The sequence below is a fragment of the Acinetobacter sp. CY05 genome (genome assembly GCF_059515805.1).
Genome location: NZ_JCAKMW010000014.1, coordinates 14866 through 30310, shown reverse-complemented (window position 1 = coordinate 30310; position 15445 = coordinate 14866). Strand labels below are relative to the sequence as shown.

The window sequence follows — 15445 nt, the reverse complement described above, 5'->3', positions numbered from 1 at the left end:
TTAATCTTAATCGCAAGCATTCAATTTAAAAGTAATTTCATCTTTTAAAGTATTGGGTTTATACAGCCAATATTTGCGTGCTACTTTGACTTGTGCAGATTGTACAGCGGCTTTAAGCTTTTGATCGACTGCATAAACACCTGAACCTTGGGTAATTTTGACTTTTTTAACTTGCCCCTTGTTGTTGACCTTAAGCTTAAACTTAATGCTGCGGTCATGTGCATTGAGTTCATTTTCGTTAAGTGCTAATTGCGGCTGTATCATATAGCGAAAGCCAGTCTTTTGCTGATCTTGCCAGGCTTTAGAATTAAATTGATATTGGCAAACTTCAGAACCATCTTGTTGATAATTTAAATTAAAGACTTGGTAACCAATAATAGGTAAAGTGACATCTTTGATTTGATGTGGCTTTACTTGAGCTGCATACACCGCTTTAATTAAGACCTCATCTAGCTTTTTAATTCCTGTGCTTTCTTGAACTTGGGCTTTGGTGACTTGGCCTGTTTCATCGGCATAAATACGTAAAATCGCACTGCGATCTTGTCCATTTAAATCTTAGTTTTGATAGTTTGGTTTGGGAAATTGACTCCAATTAATCCGTGTGGTGAGGTGCGCGGGCAGGGCTGCACTCTTTTGTGGAGTTAATTGTTGGGTTTTTAGCTCAGCACTATGCGCTAAGCTCAGAGGAATACTTAAAACAGCTAAAGCGAGAATTGCTTTCATAACCAATATTTTAATAAAAGGACAAAAATAATGCGCTCAAGTATTTCCAAAAACCGATGCGCTCGCAAGTAAAAAGATCAGTTTATATTGAGCAAGGATGCTTTTGTTTTAGACAAAGATGCTTTAGAATATCGGCTCCCTTACCTGCAGGTCGTTTTGCAATGGTGCAAACGAGCCGAACAGGTGTTCAAAAGAGGTTGTTATGCCTAAGATGAAAACTCGCCGTGGTGCAGCTAAACGCTTCAAAGCGACTGCAAACGGTTTTAAGCGTAAACAAGCGTTCAAACGCCACATTTTGACCAAAAAATCTGCTAAGCGTATTCGTCAATTACGCGGCTGTGTAATGGTTCACGTAAGTGACGTTGCAGCAGTTCGCGCTATGTGCCCGTACATCTAAGGAGATTATAAATGGCTCGTGTAAAACGTGGTGTACAGGCTCATCGCCGTCACAAAAAAATTCTTGCTCGCGCTAAAGGTTACTATGGTGCTCGTTCACGCGTTTACCGCGTAGCGTTCCAAGCGGTAATCAAAGCTGGTCAATATGCTTACCGTGACCGCCGTCAAAAGAAACGTCAATTCCGTGCTTTATGGATTGCGCGTATCAATGCTGGTGCTCGTCAAAATGGTTTATCGTACAGCCGTATGATCGCTGGCTTGAAAAAAGCTCAAGTGATTATCGACCGTCGTGTACTTGCTGACATCGCTATGCATGACGCAGTTGCGTTTGCTGCTTTAGCTTCTAAAGCTAAAGATGCATTGGCTGCATAAGTCTTTATGACTTAAGAAAAAGACCGCTTTTAGCGGTCTTTTTTTTGTTTACATATTTGTGCTAGATCAAGCTCTAAATCGGTTTATAGTAGAAAAAAACAAAAATACAGGAATAAAAACATGCAAGTTGAAATTACAGGTTTAGAGCAAGGTAGTCTTGTGGTTGAATTAAGCGTTTTACCACGTGAGGGCGAATATTTAAAAATTCAGCAAGATGACGACATCATTGAAGCTGAAGTGGCATCAGTCACCCATACTATTGATCCGAATAGCCCACAGCAGATAAAAATTGCCTTAAAACCGATTAATTAACCTTTGGTCTAGCGTTTGTGCGTTATATCAATGTGATTGGTACCTCAGCGAGTGGCAAATCAACCTTTGCCAAAGCTTTAGCAGCCAAGCTACAACTGGATTATATTGAATTAGATGATTTGTTTTGGTTGGATGATTGGCAACAGCGTGATGTAGACGATTTTAAGCGCCAATTGCAGCAGCGTATGCAGGCCGCGCCACAGGGTTACGTAATTGATGGCAATTATAGCCAGCTTGAAAACATTAAATGGCAACATATTGACTGCATTATTTGGCTCGATTTACCCTTTTGGCCTAACTTTAAACAAGCCATCACTCGGGCAGTACAACGCGCGTCTAGCCAACAACCCCTGTGGCCGCATTCTAATAATCGAGAAACGTGGGCAAAGCTGCTGTCTAAAGAGTCGATTATTTGGTGGATGATGAAAACCCATCAAAAAAATCGACGGCGCTATTTAAGCCTAATGCAACAACCGCATGGCATTGAATTTATTCGTCTTTGCTCTAGACAACAGATGCAGTTGTTTTTAAGCAAACTGCATCTTTAAATTTTTTAAAAACCAAAATAATAAGCCGCTGCACACAGTAGCGCAGTAATAAAAATTAAGGCAATCACGTTACCTGCACTGGCTTTTTTTTGGCTTTTTTCAGGTAATTGCCGAGAGGGCGTGTGTATATTACTGTCTAAAGGTGTACTTTCTTGTGCCACATAACTTAACCGTGCAGTCGCATAATGATTGGCGACTTTAACAATAAATTTACCCTGTAGATCATCAAGTTTTTGTGCGAAGTGGCGATATTTAAGATGCTCATCGGCACTGAAATTAGAACCATCTGTGTGTAAAGCCGCTTTTTGACGCTGTGCAATATATTGGCTTAAAGCATCTAAACGATGCAAACTTTGATGGGCATAATCGGCCTGAACGTCTGTTGGTATCAAGGTTAAATACACGCTGCTATTTTGTGGATCTTCAATTCCATAATAAGGTAAATCCAGCTGTGGCGCTTGGAAGTCTTGTGCCAATGGGGTTTGAAAAAGCTCTGTTTGCAGAAATTGCTCAATTTCATCCCAATTGGGCTGTTGTAAATCTGCGGCAACGCGTTTTGCTAGTTTGGCGTTTAGTTCATAACGCCATAGGGTTTCGAAACGAATCGGGATTTCTTGGCCTAAGGGTGCTGCATAGTCTTGTTCTAAGCGATACCATGCCGCTAATTCACGCCCGCAAATCCATGCGTGCGTATGTTTCTTACTATGACTAACAATAAAATGCGCATAGGGCACCAGTTCTACACTTGGATTAGGATTATCTTCATCGAGCAATAAGCTAGAGCAATGTAAGCTTAAACGGGTGACCCCTTGGCTTTTTAAGCCTTCTAACCAAATTTGAAAATGTTGTGCCAAGAGTTGCTGTGAGATCAGATCACGAAAGGCAAAGGCATGTTGCTGAAAAATAGCATGATTGACCCAGCGGCTAAAACTTAGGTCTTGAGCCAGATATTGATTGCCGTAAGTGACCAGTGTGAGTTGTTGTTGCCAAATGGGGTCAAGCGCCATGCGATGAGTCTCAATAAATTTAACTTTATCTTAGCCTGTGTAAAAACCCAGTGACAATAAAATTTTCGTTAAAGACTTGCTTCATTAAAATACTGAAAAACTGTTAGAATGATGGGTTTTAATTATATTTTAAATGTTGCTTTGAGAGTTACTATGTCACTGGAAGCCCTGACTACTGAAGCGCTCGCTGCCATCGCAGCAGCAGAGGACCTTGCTACACTCGATCAAGTACGAGTGCAATTTACGGGTAAGAAAAGCCAGCTTGCTGAGCAATCAAAGTCTTTAGGCAAAATGGACCCTGAACAGCGTAAAGAGTTTGGTGCCCAAATTCATGCTGTACGTGAAGCAATCAACGCTGCGTTAACTGAGCGTCAAACTGCACTACAACAAGCCGCATTGGCTGCAAAACTTGCCAGCGAAACGATTGACATTAGTCTACCGGGCCGTGGCCAACGTGTGGGTAGCATCCATCCGGTGACCCAAGTACAAGAGCGTATTTGCCAATTCTTTACCAAAGCAGGCTTTACCGTTGCAACTGGCCCTGAAGTTGAAGATGATTATCACAACTTTGAAGCACTCAATATTCCAGGTCATCACCCTGCGCGTGCCATGCACGACACCTTCTATTTTGATGTGAATCATTTACTACGTACCCATACTTCTGGTGTACAGATTCGTACTATGGAAACGCAGCAACCGCCAATCCGTATTGTATGTCCGGGTCGTGTTTATCGCTGTGACTCGGATCAAACTCACTCACCAATGTTCCATCAAATCGAAGGTTTATATGTAGCTGAAAATACCAGCTTTGCAGAACTAAAAGGTTTATTGGTTAATCTTTTAAATGAATTCTTTGAAAAAGACTTAAAAGTGCGTTTCCGTCCATCTTATTTCCCATTCACAGAGCCAAGTGCCGAAGTGGATATTATGGATGAGCGTGGCAAATGGTTAGAAGTGTTGGGCTGCGGTATGGTACATCCAAATGTACTTCGCTCTGCAGGTATCGACCCAGACAAATACAAAGGTTTTGCCTTTGGTCTAGGTGTAGAGCGTTTTGCCATGCTGCGTTATGGCATTAACGACTTGCGTATGTTCTATCAAAACGACGTGCGTTTCTTACGCCAGTTTGCTTAAGAATTTTTAATCCTCTCCCTATATAAATTGGGGTTTGGGACATAAATTAGTTTTTAGATTTTAAATAATCCCCCTAAATCCCCCTTTGAGAAAGGGGGACTTATACGGAACAAATAGACGTATAGGTATTCCCCTCTTTGTTAAAGAGGGGTTAGGGGAGATTCAGGAATTGAATGTATGAAAATTAGCGAAAATTGGTTACGTACGTGGGTCAACCCAGCCATCGACAGCAATACACTTTCTGACCAACTGACTATGCTTGGTCTAGAAGTTGATGATTTATCGCCAGCAGCAAAACCATTTACTGGTGTGGTTGTAGGTGAAGTGTTAACAGTAGAACAACACCCTGATGCAGATCGTTTACGTGTAACCACAGTCAACATTGGTGCAGCTGAGCCTTTACAAATTGTCTGTGGCGCGCCAAACGTACGTGCAGGGATGAAAGCCCCTGTTGCGACTATTGGTGCAGTATTGCCGGGCGATTTTAAAATCAAAAAAGGCAAATTGCGTGGCATCGAATCACAAGGTATGCTCTGCGGTGCGTCTGAAATTGATTTAGAAGACAAAATTGATGGTTTATTAGAATTACCAAGTGATGCACCTGTGGGTATGAATATCCGTGAATATCTACACTTAGATGATAACGTGATTGACATCAGTATCACGCCTAACCGTGGTGATTGTTTCAGTATTCGTGGGATCGCCCGTGAAATTGGTGTGATTAACCAACTTCCTGTAACTGCACCTGAAATTAAAGAAGTCGCTGCAAGCATTGCTGACGAAAAGCAAGTTGTGGTTGAAACTGATGGCTGCCCACGTTATTTAGGTCGTGTGATTAAAAACGTCAATACTAAAGCAGCAACCCCTGAATGGATGGAGCGTGCATTGGCGCGTTCTGGTATCCGTCAGCACAGCATTTTGGTCGACATCACCAACTATGTGTTAATGGAGCTTGGTCAACCGTTACATGCATTTGATGCTGCTAAAGTTAATGGTGCGGTACGTGTACGTCAAGCCACAGCAGGTGAAAAACTGGTTTTACTCAACGAACAAGAAGTTGAGTTACAAGACAACGTCATGGTGATTGCCGATGACCATAAAGCCTTAGCGATTGCTGGTATTATGGGTGGTTTATCTTCATCTGTGACTGATGCAACCACAGAGATTTTCTTAGAATCTGCGTTCTTCGATCAACTACATATTGCTGGTCGTGCGCGTAGCTTTGGTTTACATACCGATGCATCGCAGCGTTACGAACGTGGTGTCGATTTTGAATTGCCGCTAGTTGCCATGCATCGTGCATCACAATTGATTTCTGAGCTTGCCGGTGGTGAGTTTGGTCCAATTACCGTGGCTGAAAAACCAGAGCTTTTGCCAAAGCGTGAAGCGATTGAGTTAAACCAAGCACAAGTCGATCAATTATTGGGTTATAAAGTAGCATCTGACTTTATTACCGATGCTTTAACTCGTCTAGGTTGCACGGTAACTGTAAAAGCGCAAGGTGAGTGGACAGTGGTGCCGCCATCGCACCGTTTTGATATGGCGATCTATCAAGACCTCATTGAAGAAGTAGCGCGTATTCACGGTTACGACAATATTCAAATCAGCTTGCCTGTGATTGAAGCAAAACTGGCAAAATACCAAGATCAATTCGAGCTTGCGCAATTGCGTCAAACTGCGGTGACTTTAGGTTATCAAGAAGCGATTAGCTTTAGCTTTGCCGATTTAAAACTTGAAAAGCAATTGAACCCTTTGGTCAATCCATTGGCATTGGCCAACCCAATTTCAAGCGATTTAGCGGTAATGCGTTCGACCTTACTTTCAAGCTTAATTCCTTGTGTACAACACAATATTAACCGTCAACAAAGCCGTGTACGCTTCTTTGAGCTCGGTCTACGTTTTGATTATCAAGATGCAGCAAGCATTCATGATCTCAAACAAATTCCGACTTTAGCTTTAATTGCTGTAGGTGCTAAAACTCAAGAATCTTGGCATGGTAAACCTCAGCCAATGGATTTCTTTGACTTTAAAGGTGATGTCGAAGAGATTCTGACTGCTGCGCGTGTCAAAGCTGATTTTGTTCGTTCTGAACGTAGCTGGTTACATCCTGGTCAATCTGCTGAAATTATTGTGAATGGTCAATCGATTGGTTACTTAGGTCGTTTGCACCCATCTTTAGAAGCGGATTTAGATTTAGGCATGACTTGGGTGGCTGAGCTTGATCAAGCGGCTGTTTTGCAAACTTATGTATCTAATTTTACAGAATTATCACGTTTTCCATCAGTTCGACGTGATATTGCGCTTTTAATTAATGATAAGATTAATGTTAGCGAAATTCAGCAACTTATCGAAAAAACCGGCGGCGAGTTACTCGACTCAACTTGGTTATTCGATGTGTATACTGGACAAGGCGTAGAAGAAGGCAAACGCTCATTGGCATTTGCTATTTTATGGCAGCATCCAAGTCGTACACTCGAAGATGCTGAAATTAAATCCGGTATGGATAATATCCTACAAGTGTTAGCAGACACTTACCAAGCGACATTGAGGGCTTCATGACAGCATTAACAAAAGCAGAAATGGCTGATCATTTAAGTGAGCTCACGAGTTTAAATCGTCGTGAAGCGAAACAAATGGTTGAGTTATTTTTTGATGAGATCAGCCAAGCACTGATTTCAGGTGAACAAGTAAAATTATCGGGGTTTGGTAACTTTGAGCTACGTGATAAACGTCAGCGTCCAGGTCGTAATCCAAAAACGGGTGAAGAAATTCCGATTTCTGCACGTCGTGTGGTAACGTTCCGTGCGGGTCAAAAATTCCGTCAACGTGTAGGGACTGAGCAAGTCGATTAAGACCTGTAGCGTCAACTAAAAAACCTGAGCTTTGGCTCAGGTTTTTTTATATTGAAATGATATAAACATAAAAAAAGAGAGCCAAATGGCTCCCTTTTTTTCAAATAATCTAAAGTTTAGATTATTGAGCAGCAGCTTCAGAAGCAGCAACAGTCGCTTCAGATGCAGCGTCAACAGCTACAGCAGCAGCTTCAGAAGCAGCAGCAGCAGCTTCAGAAGCAGCAGCAGGAGCAGCAACAGAAGCAGCGTCAGCAGCAGCAGTTGCTTCAGATGCAGCTACAACAGCTTCAGATGCAGCAGCGTTAGCGTCAGCAGCAGCTTCTTCAGTTTTTTTAGCACAACCAACGAAAGCTAAAGTAGTAGCAACTGCAGCAGCAATAGCGATTTTTTTGAATAACATGGCATCACTCTCTAAATATGAGATAAAAAAGACCTAAGTTAGCCTGTTGTGTGCTGTTATTTGACCTAATTTTAACACTAGGTTTAACAATGCAGGAGCAGTCTAACTGGTATGCGAATATGCTATCACTGCGCTTTTTGAAATGCCACTAGGCAACTGGAAAAAAAGTGCGAAAAAGCAGATAAATTGACGATTTTTTAACAGAAAATAACAATCAAGGCAAAGGTTTATATTGGAGAAATACTTAATAACTGGTTAAAAAGACTAATATTTTTTATATTTATTTTTTTAGAATCATAGATTTAAAAATAAGTTTACAAAGGAATGAATGAATTGTGTAGTTATGTAAATTATGTCAACCAAAATAAAAGGCTGTCGTTAGAGACAGCCTTTTATTTAAACCGTAAAGCAAGCCTTAATTAGTTGCTAGCTTTACGTTTCATTTGATCAAAGAAATCATCATTGGTTTTGGTTTCTTTCATACGATCAAGCAAGAATTCCATAGCAGCAAGTTCATCTTGGGTATGTAATAATTTACGTAAAATCCAAACTTTACGTAGATTGTCTTCAGACATTAAACGTTCTTCACGGCGTGTACCTGATTTCTTGATGTTCATCGCAGGGAAAACACGTTTTTCTGCAATACGACGATCAAGGGTAATTTCTTGGTTACCTGTACCTTTAAATTCCTCGTAAATCACTTCATCCATTTTACTGCCTGTTTCGATTAAAGCAGTTGAAATGATGGTAAGTGAACCGCCTTCTTCGATGTTACGGGCTGCACCAAAAAAACGTTTTGGACGTTCTAGGGCATGGGCATCCACACCACCGGTTAAGACTTTACCTGATGAAGGAATCACGGTGTTGTAGGCACGTGCTAAACGAGTGATCGAGTCAAGTAAAATCACCACGTCTTTTTTGTGTTCAACTAAACGCTTGGCTTTTTCAATCACCATTTCAGCCACTTGCACGTGACGCGCAGGCGATTCATCAAAGGTTGAGGCAATCACTTCACCGCGAACGGTACGTTCCATTTCGGTAACTTCTTCAGGACGTTCGTCAATTAAAAGCACAATTAAGAAACATTCAGGGTTATTACGCACAATCGACTGCGCGATGTTTTGTAATAACATGGTTTTACCCGCTTTAGGCGGTGCAACAATAATAGAACGTTGACCTTTACCAATCGGAGCGACTAAGTCAACCACACGCGCAGTTAAATCTTCAGTGGTACCGTTACCCAATTCCATTACCAATTGCTCGGTTGGGAAAAGCGGCGTTAGGTTTTCAAACAAAATTTTGTTGCGTGAGTTTTCAGGCGTGTCATAGTTAATTTGATTCACTTTGAGTAAGGCAAAATAACGTTCACCTTCTTTTGGTGGGCGAATGGTGCCTGTAATTGTATCGCCCGTACGTAAGTTAAAACGACGGATTTGCGATGGGCTTACGTAGATGTCATCTGGGCCGGCAAGATAAGAACCCGCAGCTGAACGTAAAAAGCCGAAACCATCTGACAGAATTTCGAGAACGCCGTCACCAAAGATTTCTTCACCATTCATTGCGTGGCGCTTTAAAATCGCAAAAATAATATCTTGCTTGCGATTACGTGCCATTCCTTCAAGGCCCATAAATTCGGCAATCTTGATGAGTTCGCCAATCGGTTTTTTCTTGAGTTCTGTTAAATTCATAGGTGGTCAGATAGAATGTAAAATTCTAGGATAAAGTGTAAGAAAGGAAGCAACATACGAGCGCAAACGGACAAGAGATGCACGTCATTGTTTTGTACAGCAACAATTCAAAATTTGGAACGATTGTTTCAGAATTGTGTAAAAACAATTGCTGTTGCCGAGCGGCATGTTATGTGTTGTGTCTTGTAAGAAAATGACAGGATTGACATCCTTTATTTCTTGAACATGCAATATAGAAGAGAAACTAGACTTTGTCAATTTAGCAGTCAAAAAAATACGTTGCATAAGCACAACGTATTTTTAAGATCATGATCTAGACGAGGTGAATAGATCAGATGTTCGAGTTAGATGTTTTCGTCAATGAAAGCAGCTAATTTTGATTTTGGTGCAGCACCCACTTGAGTACCGACAACTTCACCATTTTTGAACATAAGCAAAGCAGGGATGTTACGAATGTTATAGTCTGCAGCAACAGATTGTAATTGTGTTACGTCAACTTTAACAATTTTCACTTTACCTTCGTATTCAGTTGCAAGTACTTCAAGTACAGGTGCAATGGCTTTACATGGCGCACACCAGCCCGCCCAGAAGTCAACAAGAACAGGTACATCAGACTCTAAAACGTCAGCCGCGAAAGTTGCTTCAGTGGTATTTACGATAGACATGGATTTGGCTCCAGATGATTTTTTAAGATAGCTCTATAATTATTAGTATTACATAGCCATCTGTAACAATGTAGGGGAATATTTAAATTTTGTGGCTTTCGATGGAGTTTGTCTAATGGATGATCACGATGGTATTCATCGTGTAACACAATTAACCAAGCGGCTAAAAAAGCAATCTTAGAAAAATCAGTGCACAAATGGCTTTTAAATTGCATATATGTGAATTAATCTAGGGGGCAATTCTGCAAGGATTTGTTTAAATAATGTCAGACTTTTTGATTGATGAAGAGTTGCTTGCTGCCATCGATATGGGATCGAACAGCTTTCATTTGGCGATTGCGCGTGTTGATCATGGCGAAGTAAAAAAAGTTGCCTCAATGTCAGAAAAGGTTCAGTTAGCTGCTGGTCTTGATGAAAATAAGAACCTAACTGAAGCTGCCCAGCAACGTGGTTTAGCTTGTTTGGCGCGTTTTGTTGGTCGTTTAGGTTCAGTACAGCCCAATCGTTTACGTATTGTGGCGACCAATGCACTGCGCCAAGCGAAAAACGGACATGAATTTATTCAAAAAGCCGCTGAAATTTTACCAAAGCCGATTGAAATTATTGCGGGTCGTGAAGAGGCGCGTTTAATTTATTTAGGCGTTTCACATACCATGGAAAATAGTGGTCGTCGCTTGGTGATTGATATTGGTGGTGGTTCGACTGAGCTGATTATTGGTGAAGAGTTTGAACCGATTCATACCGAATCGGTACAAATGGGCTGTGTAGCATTTACCAAGGCTTACTTTGCTGATGGTGAAATTAGTCAAAAAGCATTTGAACGTGCCATGACAGCGGCTCGTAAAGAAGTGTCAGGTTTGGTCAATACTTATAAAGACTCAGGTTGGGATACGGTGGTCGGTTCAAGTGGTACCATCAAAGCCTGTCGTCAGATTTGTGTGAATATGGGGTGGAGTAATGAAAAACAAGAACTGACCCGTGAAGGCTTAGAAAAAATCAAAGACAAAATGCTTAAATATAAGCACGTGTCTGACATAGAACTTGATGGCCTAAAAGAAGATCGTCGAGCAGTTTTGCCAGCCGGTATTGCCATTTTATATGCAGTTTTTGATGTATTAAACATTGATAAGCTGGTTTATTCGGATGGTGCATTACGTGAAGGCGTGATGTATGACTTGCTGGGTCGTTTCCAACATGAAGATATTCGCGATCGTTCGGTACATGCTTTAATGGGGCGTTACAATGCCGACCCTAAACAAGCTGAACGTGTAGTGGCGACCGCACAGCATCTATTTGAAAGTGTTGCGCCAGCCTTAAATTTAACTGTAGACGACAGTGATTTACTGCGCCGTGCCGCGTATTTACACGAAATTGGTCTGGCCATTAGTCACAGTGGTTATCACCGTCATAGCGCATATCTTTTGCAACACTCTGATATTGCCGGCTTCTCACAAATTGACCAAAATTATCTCTCTCATTTGGTCGCACATCATCGCCGTAAACTACGGAGTGAAGCTAAAGTTGACGTTTTACGCGTAGGTGGGCAAAAACTCATCTACTTATGTCTATTACTTCGCCTTGCAGTTTTGCTCAACCACAGTCGTAGCGATGAGATGCTTCCTGCCATTGAATTACAGGTGATCAATGCGCAACAATGGCAACTTAGCGTTTCTGGTGATGCCAAACAATGGCCTCTGCTCGTTGCCGAGTTACATGATGAACAAGTGCAATTTAAGCATTGGGATATTGAATTGAATATTCAGTCGGAACAATTTATCGATTAACGAACGGGTTAATTAAGGGATAATGGTCGACCTATGAAAAATAAAGCTGTATCTAAAGCATGGACAACGGTTCAAATTGCACGTCATCCGGAGCGTCCGCAATTCTTGGATTATGTTGGTGAAATCTTCACTGAATTTGACGCGTTGCATGGCGACCGTTTATTTGGTGATGATGGTGCCATGATTGGTGGTTTAGCCCGCTTAGACGGTCAACCTGTGATGGTGATTGGTCAGCACCGTGGTCGTAGTACACGTGAAAAACTACAACATAACTTTGGGATGTGTAATCCTGAAGGCTACCGTAAATCACAGCGTTTGCTGGATATGGCAGAGCGCTTTAACTTACCGGTATTTACCTTTATTGATACGATGGGCGCATACCCAGGGGTAGGTGCAGAAGAGCGTGGTCAAGCAGAAGCGATTGCTTCAAGTTTAGCACAGCTTTCAAGCCTTAAAGTGCCTGTTGTTGCAACAGTGCTTGGTGAAGGTGGCTCAGGCGGCGCTTTAGGTATTGGTGTTGCGGATCGCGTGATTATGCTGTCGCATAGTATTTATTCTGTGATTTCACCTGAAGGCTGTGCGTCTATTTTATGGAAGACGGCTGAAAAGGCAGAACAAGCCAGCGAAGCTTTAGCCTTAACTGCAGAAAAACTACAAAAAATTGGTATTGTTGAGTACGTGGTTGACGAAGGTGAAGGTGCGCATTTAGATCCTGAAAATGTGATGTACGCGCTTAAAGATGTGTTAAAGCAAGCTTTAGCTGAATTACAACCAATGAGTGCCGAAGAGCGATGCGAAGCACGTTACCAACGTTTAATGAAGTTTGGCAGCAACAACTTAGGTCTCGCCTCTTAACCACTTGGCCTTATGCTGAGTCAAGCTTTTTAATCGCGTGTAGTGGCGGCATGGACTCCATGTTGCTGCTACAGGTGATGTCTGCTGTATTTCCTGAAAAAATCCGCGCCATTTATATTAATCACCAGCTGCAAGACTTAAGTGCCAGTTGGGGTGATTTTGTGCGCGCAGAATGCGAAAAACTAAGCATTCCTTGTCTGGTGGTCAATGTAGACGTGCAAGAGGGTAATCTAGAAAACCAAGCACGAATTGCTCGTTATCAAGCCTTTAGGCAGCATATTTTGCCTAACGAAATTTTAGTCTTGGCGCATCATCAACAAGATCAAGCCGAAACTGTGTTGCTGAATTTATTTTCAGGTAGTGGCGTGGGTGGTTTAAGTGCCATGTCGGCTTTGGATCAGCGTGATGGCTTCAAGATCTGGCGACCATTCTTAGATATATCACGTGAGCAAATCGCAGTTTGGGTTGAGCAAGACAACATTGCCTTTATTCAGGATCCAACCAACTTTGATACCCACTATGACCGTGCTTGGTGCCGTGAAACCTTATGGCCGCTGTTAAACTCGCGTTTTCCTAAAATGCAGCAAGCCGTGAGTCGTAACAGTTATTTAATGCAAGATGCTGCTGATATTTTGGCAGAAGTTGCAGCGCAAGATTTACAAATGTGTGGCAATGCCCAGCACTTACAGATCCCTCAGCTGTTACAGTTATCAAAAGCAAGGCAACGCCAGTTGCTCTCTAATTGGATCAAGGGTGAGGCACAATATCGTCCAAGTCTGGCTATGGTGGAACGTATTCAAACAGAAGTCATTGCCGCTAAAACTGACGCGCAAGCGGCGCTGCATCATGCTGGATTCTATTATTTACGTTATCAAAATGTGCTGTATAAGGTTAGTAAAGCTGATTATTTGGCACAGCAACATCCGATTTCTACGGAAATTTTACAGCTTGATGAGCAACAAACAATTCAAGTTGCCGCAGGGCAATTTGCTCTTCAAACAGCGTCACTTGGCTTAGACCCAAAACTATTGGGTCAAAAACTGATGTTAAGCCCGCGTGTAGGCGGCGAGAAGATCCATCTGTATGGAAGAGTGGGGCGCTGGCCGTTAAAAAAAGCGATTCAGGAGGCGCAAATTTTTCCTTGGCAACGCCATCAGATACAAATATTAAGCAAAGATGATGTTATGCTAGGCGTTTTTACCCCAAAAGGATTTTGGCTTGCCGAGTCAATCTATTGTCAAAGCAATGGCTGGCAACCCAAGTTATTGATTGATCATTAACCTTGAGCAAAAAATCATGAGTGCTGTTTTAGATTGTAATATTAGTTTTATTGGTGGCGGAAATATGGCTCAAGCCTTAATTGGTGGCTTGATTGCTCGTGGTTTAGCGCCGACGCGTATTACAGTGTCTGACCCAGTAGAAGCTGTGCGTGACTTACTGGCAGAAAAAAAAGTACAAGTGACCACCGATAATGCTGCAGCAATTTTAAATGCCGACATTGTAGTATTTGCTGTCAAACCCCAAGTACTTGCTCAAGTGCTTAAACCATTGAAAGGTTTATTTGCAGATAAGCTGGTGATTTCAATTGTGGCAGGGGCAGAAGTTGCAACGATTGCAAATCTTTTAGATACACAGCGCGTTGTACGAGTCATGCCAAATACCCCAGCTTTAGTTCAAACTGGGGCGCATGGGTTATTTGCCACTGATGTTGTCAATCAGGCAGATCGACATTTAGCCAGTCAAGTTCTGGCGGCTACTGGTTTAACTATTTGGGTAACAACTGAGTCGCAAATTGATGCGGTGACGGCAGTATCAGGTTCGGGTCCTGCATACTTTTTCTATATGATGGAAAGTATGATTCGTGCAGGCAAAAACTTAGGTTTGGATGAAAAAACTGCCACTGAGCTGACTCTACAGACTGCACTCGGTGCAGCACAAATGGCGATTACCAGTGCCAGTACGCCAGCACAATTACGTAAAAATGTCACTTCACCTAATGGTACAACGCAAGCTGCAATTGAAGTGTTTGATCGTGCGCATATTTCACAAAATATTCAAGCGGCATTGGCAGCAGCCAAAACCCGTAGCCAAGAGTTGGCGCAAGAGTTAAGCGAAAGCAGTAAATAAGTTTTTTATTTAGGAAAGTTTAAGTATGGGTGCAACCTCTGCGCTATTTTTTGACATTATTATTAATGTCGCGATTTTATTGGTGTTCTTCCGCTTTTTAATGCAACTGGCTGGGGTAAATGCCTATAACCCCGTGGTACAGTCAACGGCCAAAGCCACTAAAATTGTGGATGTGTTTGGGCGTATTTTGCCAACAATTGCAGGTGGTCGTGTCAATTTAGCAGCACTGGTGCTCACCGTATTGTTGTATTTTCTAAAGGTCTTTGGCTTTAAATACTTAAATGCGCAGCCAACAGGTGGGGCAGGTTACTTTATTATCAGCACTGTGTTGTCTATGTTGCATTCATTGGTTTCAATTTTAAAATATTTACTCTTTGCTTACATTATTTGTAGTTGGATTCAAATGTTTAGCCAAACCCGCTCGCCTTATATTGATCTGATTCAAGAGTTGGCCGAACCGATGTTAGCACCGTTTCGTAAGATTATGCCTAATATGGGGATGATTGATTTATCGCCTATTTTGGCATTCTTTACCTTATATATTGCTGAAATGATGCTCAGCTCAATTGTATAAATAAAGCT

The 15445-nt window shown here is 41.9% G+C and carries 16 protein-coding genes and 1 pseudogene; 12 read left to right on the top strand and 5 right to left on the bottom strand.

Going from position 1 to position 15445, the window contains the following annotated elements; translation table 11 throughout:
- Window positions 1-6: 6 nt before the first annotated feature.
- A pseudogene (locus AC5YCD_RS10725) lies at window positions 7-723 on the bottom strand (energy transducer TonB family protein).
- 202 nt (window positions 724-925) lie between these two features.
- Here AC5YCD_RS10725 and rpmI point away from each other — a divergent pair.
- The 4 genes from rpmI to AC5YCD_RS10705 all read left to right on the top strand — a co-directional run bounded on the left by rpmI (window position 926) and on the right by AC5YCD_RS10705 (window position 2351).
- A complete protein-coding gene (gene rpmI, locus AC5YCD_RS10720; protein WP_122900225.1) occupies window positions 926-1120 on the top strand; it encodes a 50S ribosomal protein L35 in 195 nt (64 codons plus the stop codon).
- Between the two features lie 11 nt (window positions 1121-1131).
- The gene (gene rplT, locus AC5YCD_RS10715; RefSeq protein WP_004647525.1) at window positions 1132-1491 is read left to right on the top strand and encodes a 50S ribosomal protein L20; all 360 of its coding nucleotides are present in this window, start codon (window positions 1132-1134) and stop codon (window positions 1489-1491) included.
- A gap of 120 nt (window positions 1492-1611) precedes the next feature.
- Window positions 1612-1803, top strand: coding sequence for a hypothetical protein (locus tag AC5YCD_RS10710; protein WP_496130022.1), 192 nt, complete (start codon window positions 1612-1614; stop codon window positions 1801-1803).
- Window positions 1804-1820: 17 nt separating this feature from the next.
- Window positions 1821-2351 (top strand): P-loop NTPase family protein, encoded by a 531-nt coding sequence (locus AC5YCD_RS10705; protein ID WP_496130021.1) that lies wholly within the window; start codon window positions 1821-1823, stop codon window positions 2349-2351.
- 5 nt (window positions 2352-2356) lie between these two features.
- Here the strand turns inward: AC5YCD_RS10705 and AC5YCD_RS10700 are convergent, their stop codons facing one another.
- Complete coding sequence (locus tag AC5YCD_RS10700) at window positions 2357-3358, bottom strand: hypothetical protein (RefSeq protein WP_496130020.1); 1002 nt, start codon at window positions 3356-3358, stop codon at window positions 2357-2359.
- Window positions 3359-3511: 153 nt separating this feature from the next.
- Between AC5YCD_RS10700 and pheS the strand changes: the two genes are divergently transcribed.
- The 3 genes from pheS to AC5YCD_RS10685 all read left to right on the top strand — a co-directional run bounded on the left by pheS (window position 3512) and on the right by AC5YCD_RS10685 (window position 7344).
- A complete protein-coding gene (gene pheS, locus AC5YCD_RS10695) occupies window positions 3512-4492 on the top strand; it encodes a phenylalanine--tRNA ligase subunit alpha (RefSeq protein WP_122900217.1) in 981 nt (326 codons plus the stop codon).
- 177 nt (window positions 4493-4669) lie between these two features.
- Window positions 4670-7051: a phenylalanine--tRNA ligase subunit beta gene (gene pheT / locus AC5YCD_RS10690; protein ID WP_496130019.1), complete on the top strand. Its 2382-nt coding sequence runs from the start codon at window positions 4670-4672 to the stop codon at window positions 7049-7051.
- Complete coding sequence (locus AC5YCD_RS10685) at window positions 7048-7344, top strand: integration host factor subunit alpha (RefSeq protein ID WP_067731076.1); 297 nt, start codon at window positions 7048-7050, stop codon at window positions 7342-7344. Before pheT ends, AC5YCD_RS10685 begins: the two co-directional genes overlap by 4 nt.
- Before the next feature lie 121 nt (window positions 7345-7465).
- On the opposite strand, the gene AC5YCD_RS10680 is transcribed toward AC5YCD_RS10685, so the two are convergent.
- The 3 genes from AC5YCD_RS10680 to trxA form a co-directional block, all read right to left on the bottom strand.
- Entirely contained in the window at window positions 7466-7744 is a 279-nt protein-coding gene (locus tag AC5YCD_RS10680; protein WP_496130018.1) for a hypothetical protein, read from the bottom strand.
- A 419-nt stretch (window positions 7745-8163) separates the two neighbouring features.
- Window positions 8164-9432 carry a transcription termination factor Rho gene (rho, locus tag AC5YCD_RS10675; protein WP_004812998.1) on the bottom strand — a complete coding sequence of 423 codons (1269 nt, stop codon included), beginning with the start codon at window positions 9430-9432 and terminating at the stop codon, window positions 8164-8166.
- Window positions 9433-9776: 344 nt separating this feature from the next.
- Window positions 9777-10097 (bottom strand): thioredoxin, encoded by a 321-nt coding sequence (gene trxA, locus AC5YCD_RS10670; protein ID WP_122900211.1) that lies wholly within the window; start codon window positions 10095-10097, stop codon window positions 9777-9779.
- 263 nt (window positions 10098-10360) lie between these two features.
- Here trxA and ppx point away from each other — a divergent pair, with 263 nt between their 5' ends.
- The 5 genes from ppx to AC5YCD_RS10645 are packed head-to-tail and all read left to right on the top strand — an operon-like array spanning window position 10361 to window position 15437.
- Complete coding sequence (ppx, locus tag AC5YCD_RS10665) at window positions 10361-11881, top strand: exopolyphosphatase (RefSeq protein ID WP_496130017.1); 1521 nt, start codon at window positions 10361-10363, stop codon at window positions 11879-11881.
- A 33-nt stretch (window positions 11882-11914) separates the two neighbouring features.
- Window positions 11915-12736 carry an acetyl-CoA carboxylase carboxyltransferase subunit alpha gene (locus AC5YCD_RS10660; protein WP_496130016.1) on the top strand — a complete coding sequence of 274 codons (822 nt, stop codon included), beginning with the start codon at window positions 11915-11917 and terminating at the stop codon, window positions 12734-12736.
- On the top strand, window positions 12673-14016 hold the full coding sequence (tilS, locus tag AC5YCD_RS10655; protein ID WP_496130015.1) for a tRNA lysidine(34) synthetase TilS: 1344 nt from the start codon (window positions 12673-12675) through the stop codon (window positions 14014-14016). The genes AC5YCD_RS10660 and tilS overlap by 64 nt, the downstream gene beginning before the upstream one ends.
- Before the next feature lie 16 nt (window positions 14017-14032).
- On the top strand, window positions 14033-14863 hold the full coding sequence (proC, locus tag AC5YCD_RS10650; protein WP_496130014.1) for a pyrroline-5-carboxylate reductase: 831 nt from the start codon (window positions 14033-14035) through the stop codon (window positions 14861-14863).
- A gap of 25 nt (window positions 14864-14888) precedes the next feature.
- On the top strand, window positions 14889-15437 hold the full coding sequence (locus AC5YCD_RS10645; protein WP_496130013.1) for a YggT family protein: 549 nt from the start codon (window positions 14889-14891) through the stop codon (window positions 15435-15437).
- The last annotated feature ends 8 nt before the right edge of the window (window positions 15438-15445 follow it).

What these genes read in the sequence shown, in the direction of transcription:
- rplT (WP_004647525.1), top strand. Translation starts at nt 1,132, where the DNA reads ATGGCTCGTGTAAAACGTGGTGTACAGGCTCATCGCCGTCACAAAAAA.
- pheT (WP_496130019.1), top strand. Translation starts at nt 4,670, where the DNA reads ATGAAAATTAGCGAAAATTGGTTACGTACGTGGGTCAACCCAGCCATC.
- ppx (WP_496130017.1), top strand. Translation starts at nt 10,361, where the DNA reads ATGTCAGACTTTTTGATTGATGAAGAGTTGCTTGCTGCCATCGATATG.
- pheS (WP_122900217.1), top strand. Translation starts at nt 3,512, where the DNA reads ATGTCACTGGAAGCCCTGACTACTGAAGCGCTCGCTGCCATCGCAGCA.
- rho (WP_004812998.1), bottom strand. Translation starts at nt 9,432, where the DNA reads ATGAATTTAACAGAACTCAAGAAAAAACCGATTGGCGAACTCATCAAG.
- rpmI (WP_122900225.1), top strand. Translation starts at nt 926, where the DNA reads ATGCCTAAGATGAAAACTCGCCGTGGTGCAGCTAAACGCTTCAAAGCG.
- tilS (WP_496130015.1), top strand. Translation starts at nt 12,673, where the DNA reads ATGCGAAGCACGTTACCAACGTTTAATGAAGTTTGGCAGCAACAACTT.
- AC5YCD_RS10710 (WP_496130022.1), top strand. Translation starts at nt 1,612, where the DNA reads ATGCAAGTTGAAATTACAGGTTTAGAGCAAGGTAGTCTTGTGGTTGAA.
- AC5YCD_RS10645 (WP_496130013.1), top strand. Translation starts at nt 14,889, where the DNA reads ATGGGTGCAACCTCTGCGCTATTTTTTGACATTATTATTAATGTCGCG.
- AC5YCD_RS10680 (WP_496130018.1), bottom strand. Translation starts at nt 7,744, where the DNA reads ATGTTATTCAAAAAAATCGCTATTGCTGCTGCAGTTGCTACTACTTTA.
- AC5YCD_RS10700 (WP_496130020.1), bottom strand. Translation starts at nt 3,358, where the DNA reads ATGGCGCTTGACCCCATTTGGCAACAACAACTCACACTGGTCACTTAC.
- trxA (WP_122900211.1), bottom strand. Translation starts at nt 10,097, where the DNA reads ATGTCTATCGTAAATACCACTGAAGCAACTTTCGCGGCTGACGTTTTA.
- proC (WP_496130014.1), top strand. Translation starts at nt 14,033, where the DNA reads ATGAGTGCTGTTTTAGATTGTAATATTAGTTTTATTGGTGGCGGAAAT.
- AC5YCD_RS10685 (WP_067731076.1), top strand. Translation starts at nt 7,048, where the DNA reads ATGACAGCATTAACAAAAGCAGAAATGGCTGATCATTTAAGTGAGCTC.
- AC5YCD_RS10660 (WP_496130016.1), top strand. Translation starts at nt 11,915, where the DNA reads ATGAAAAATAAAGCTGTATCTAAAGCATGGACAACGGTTCAAATTGCA.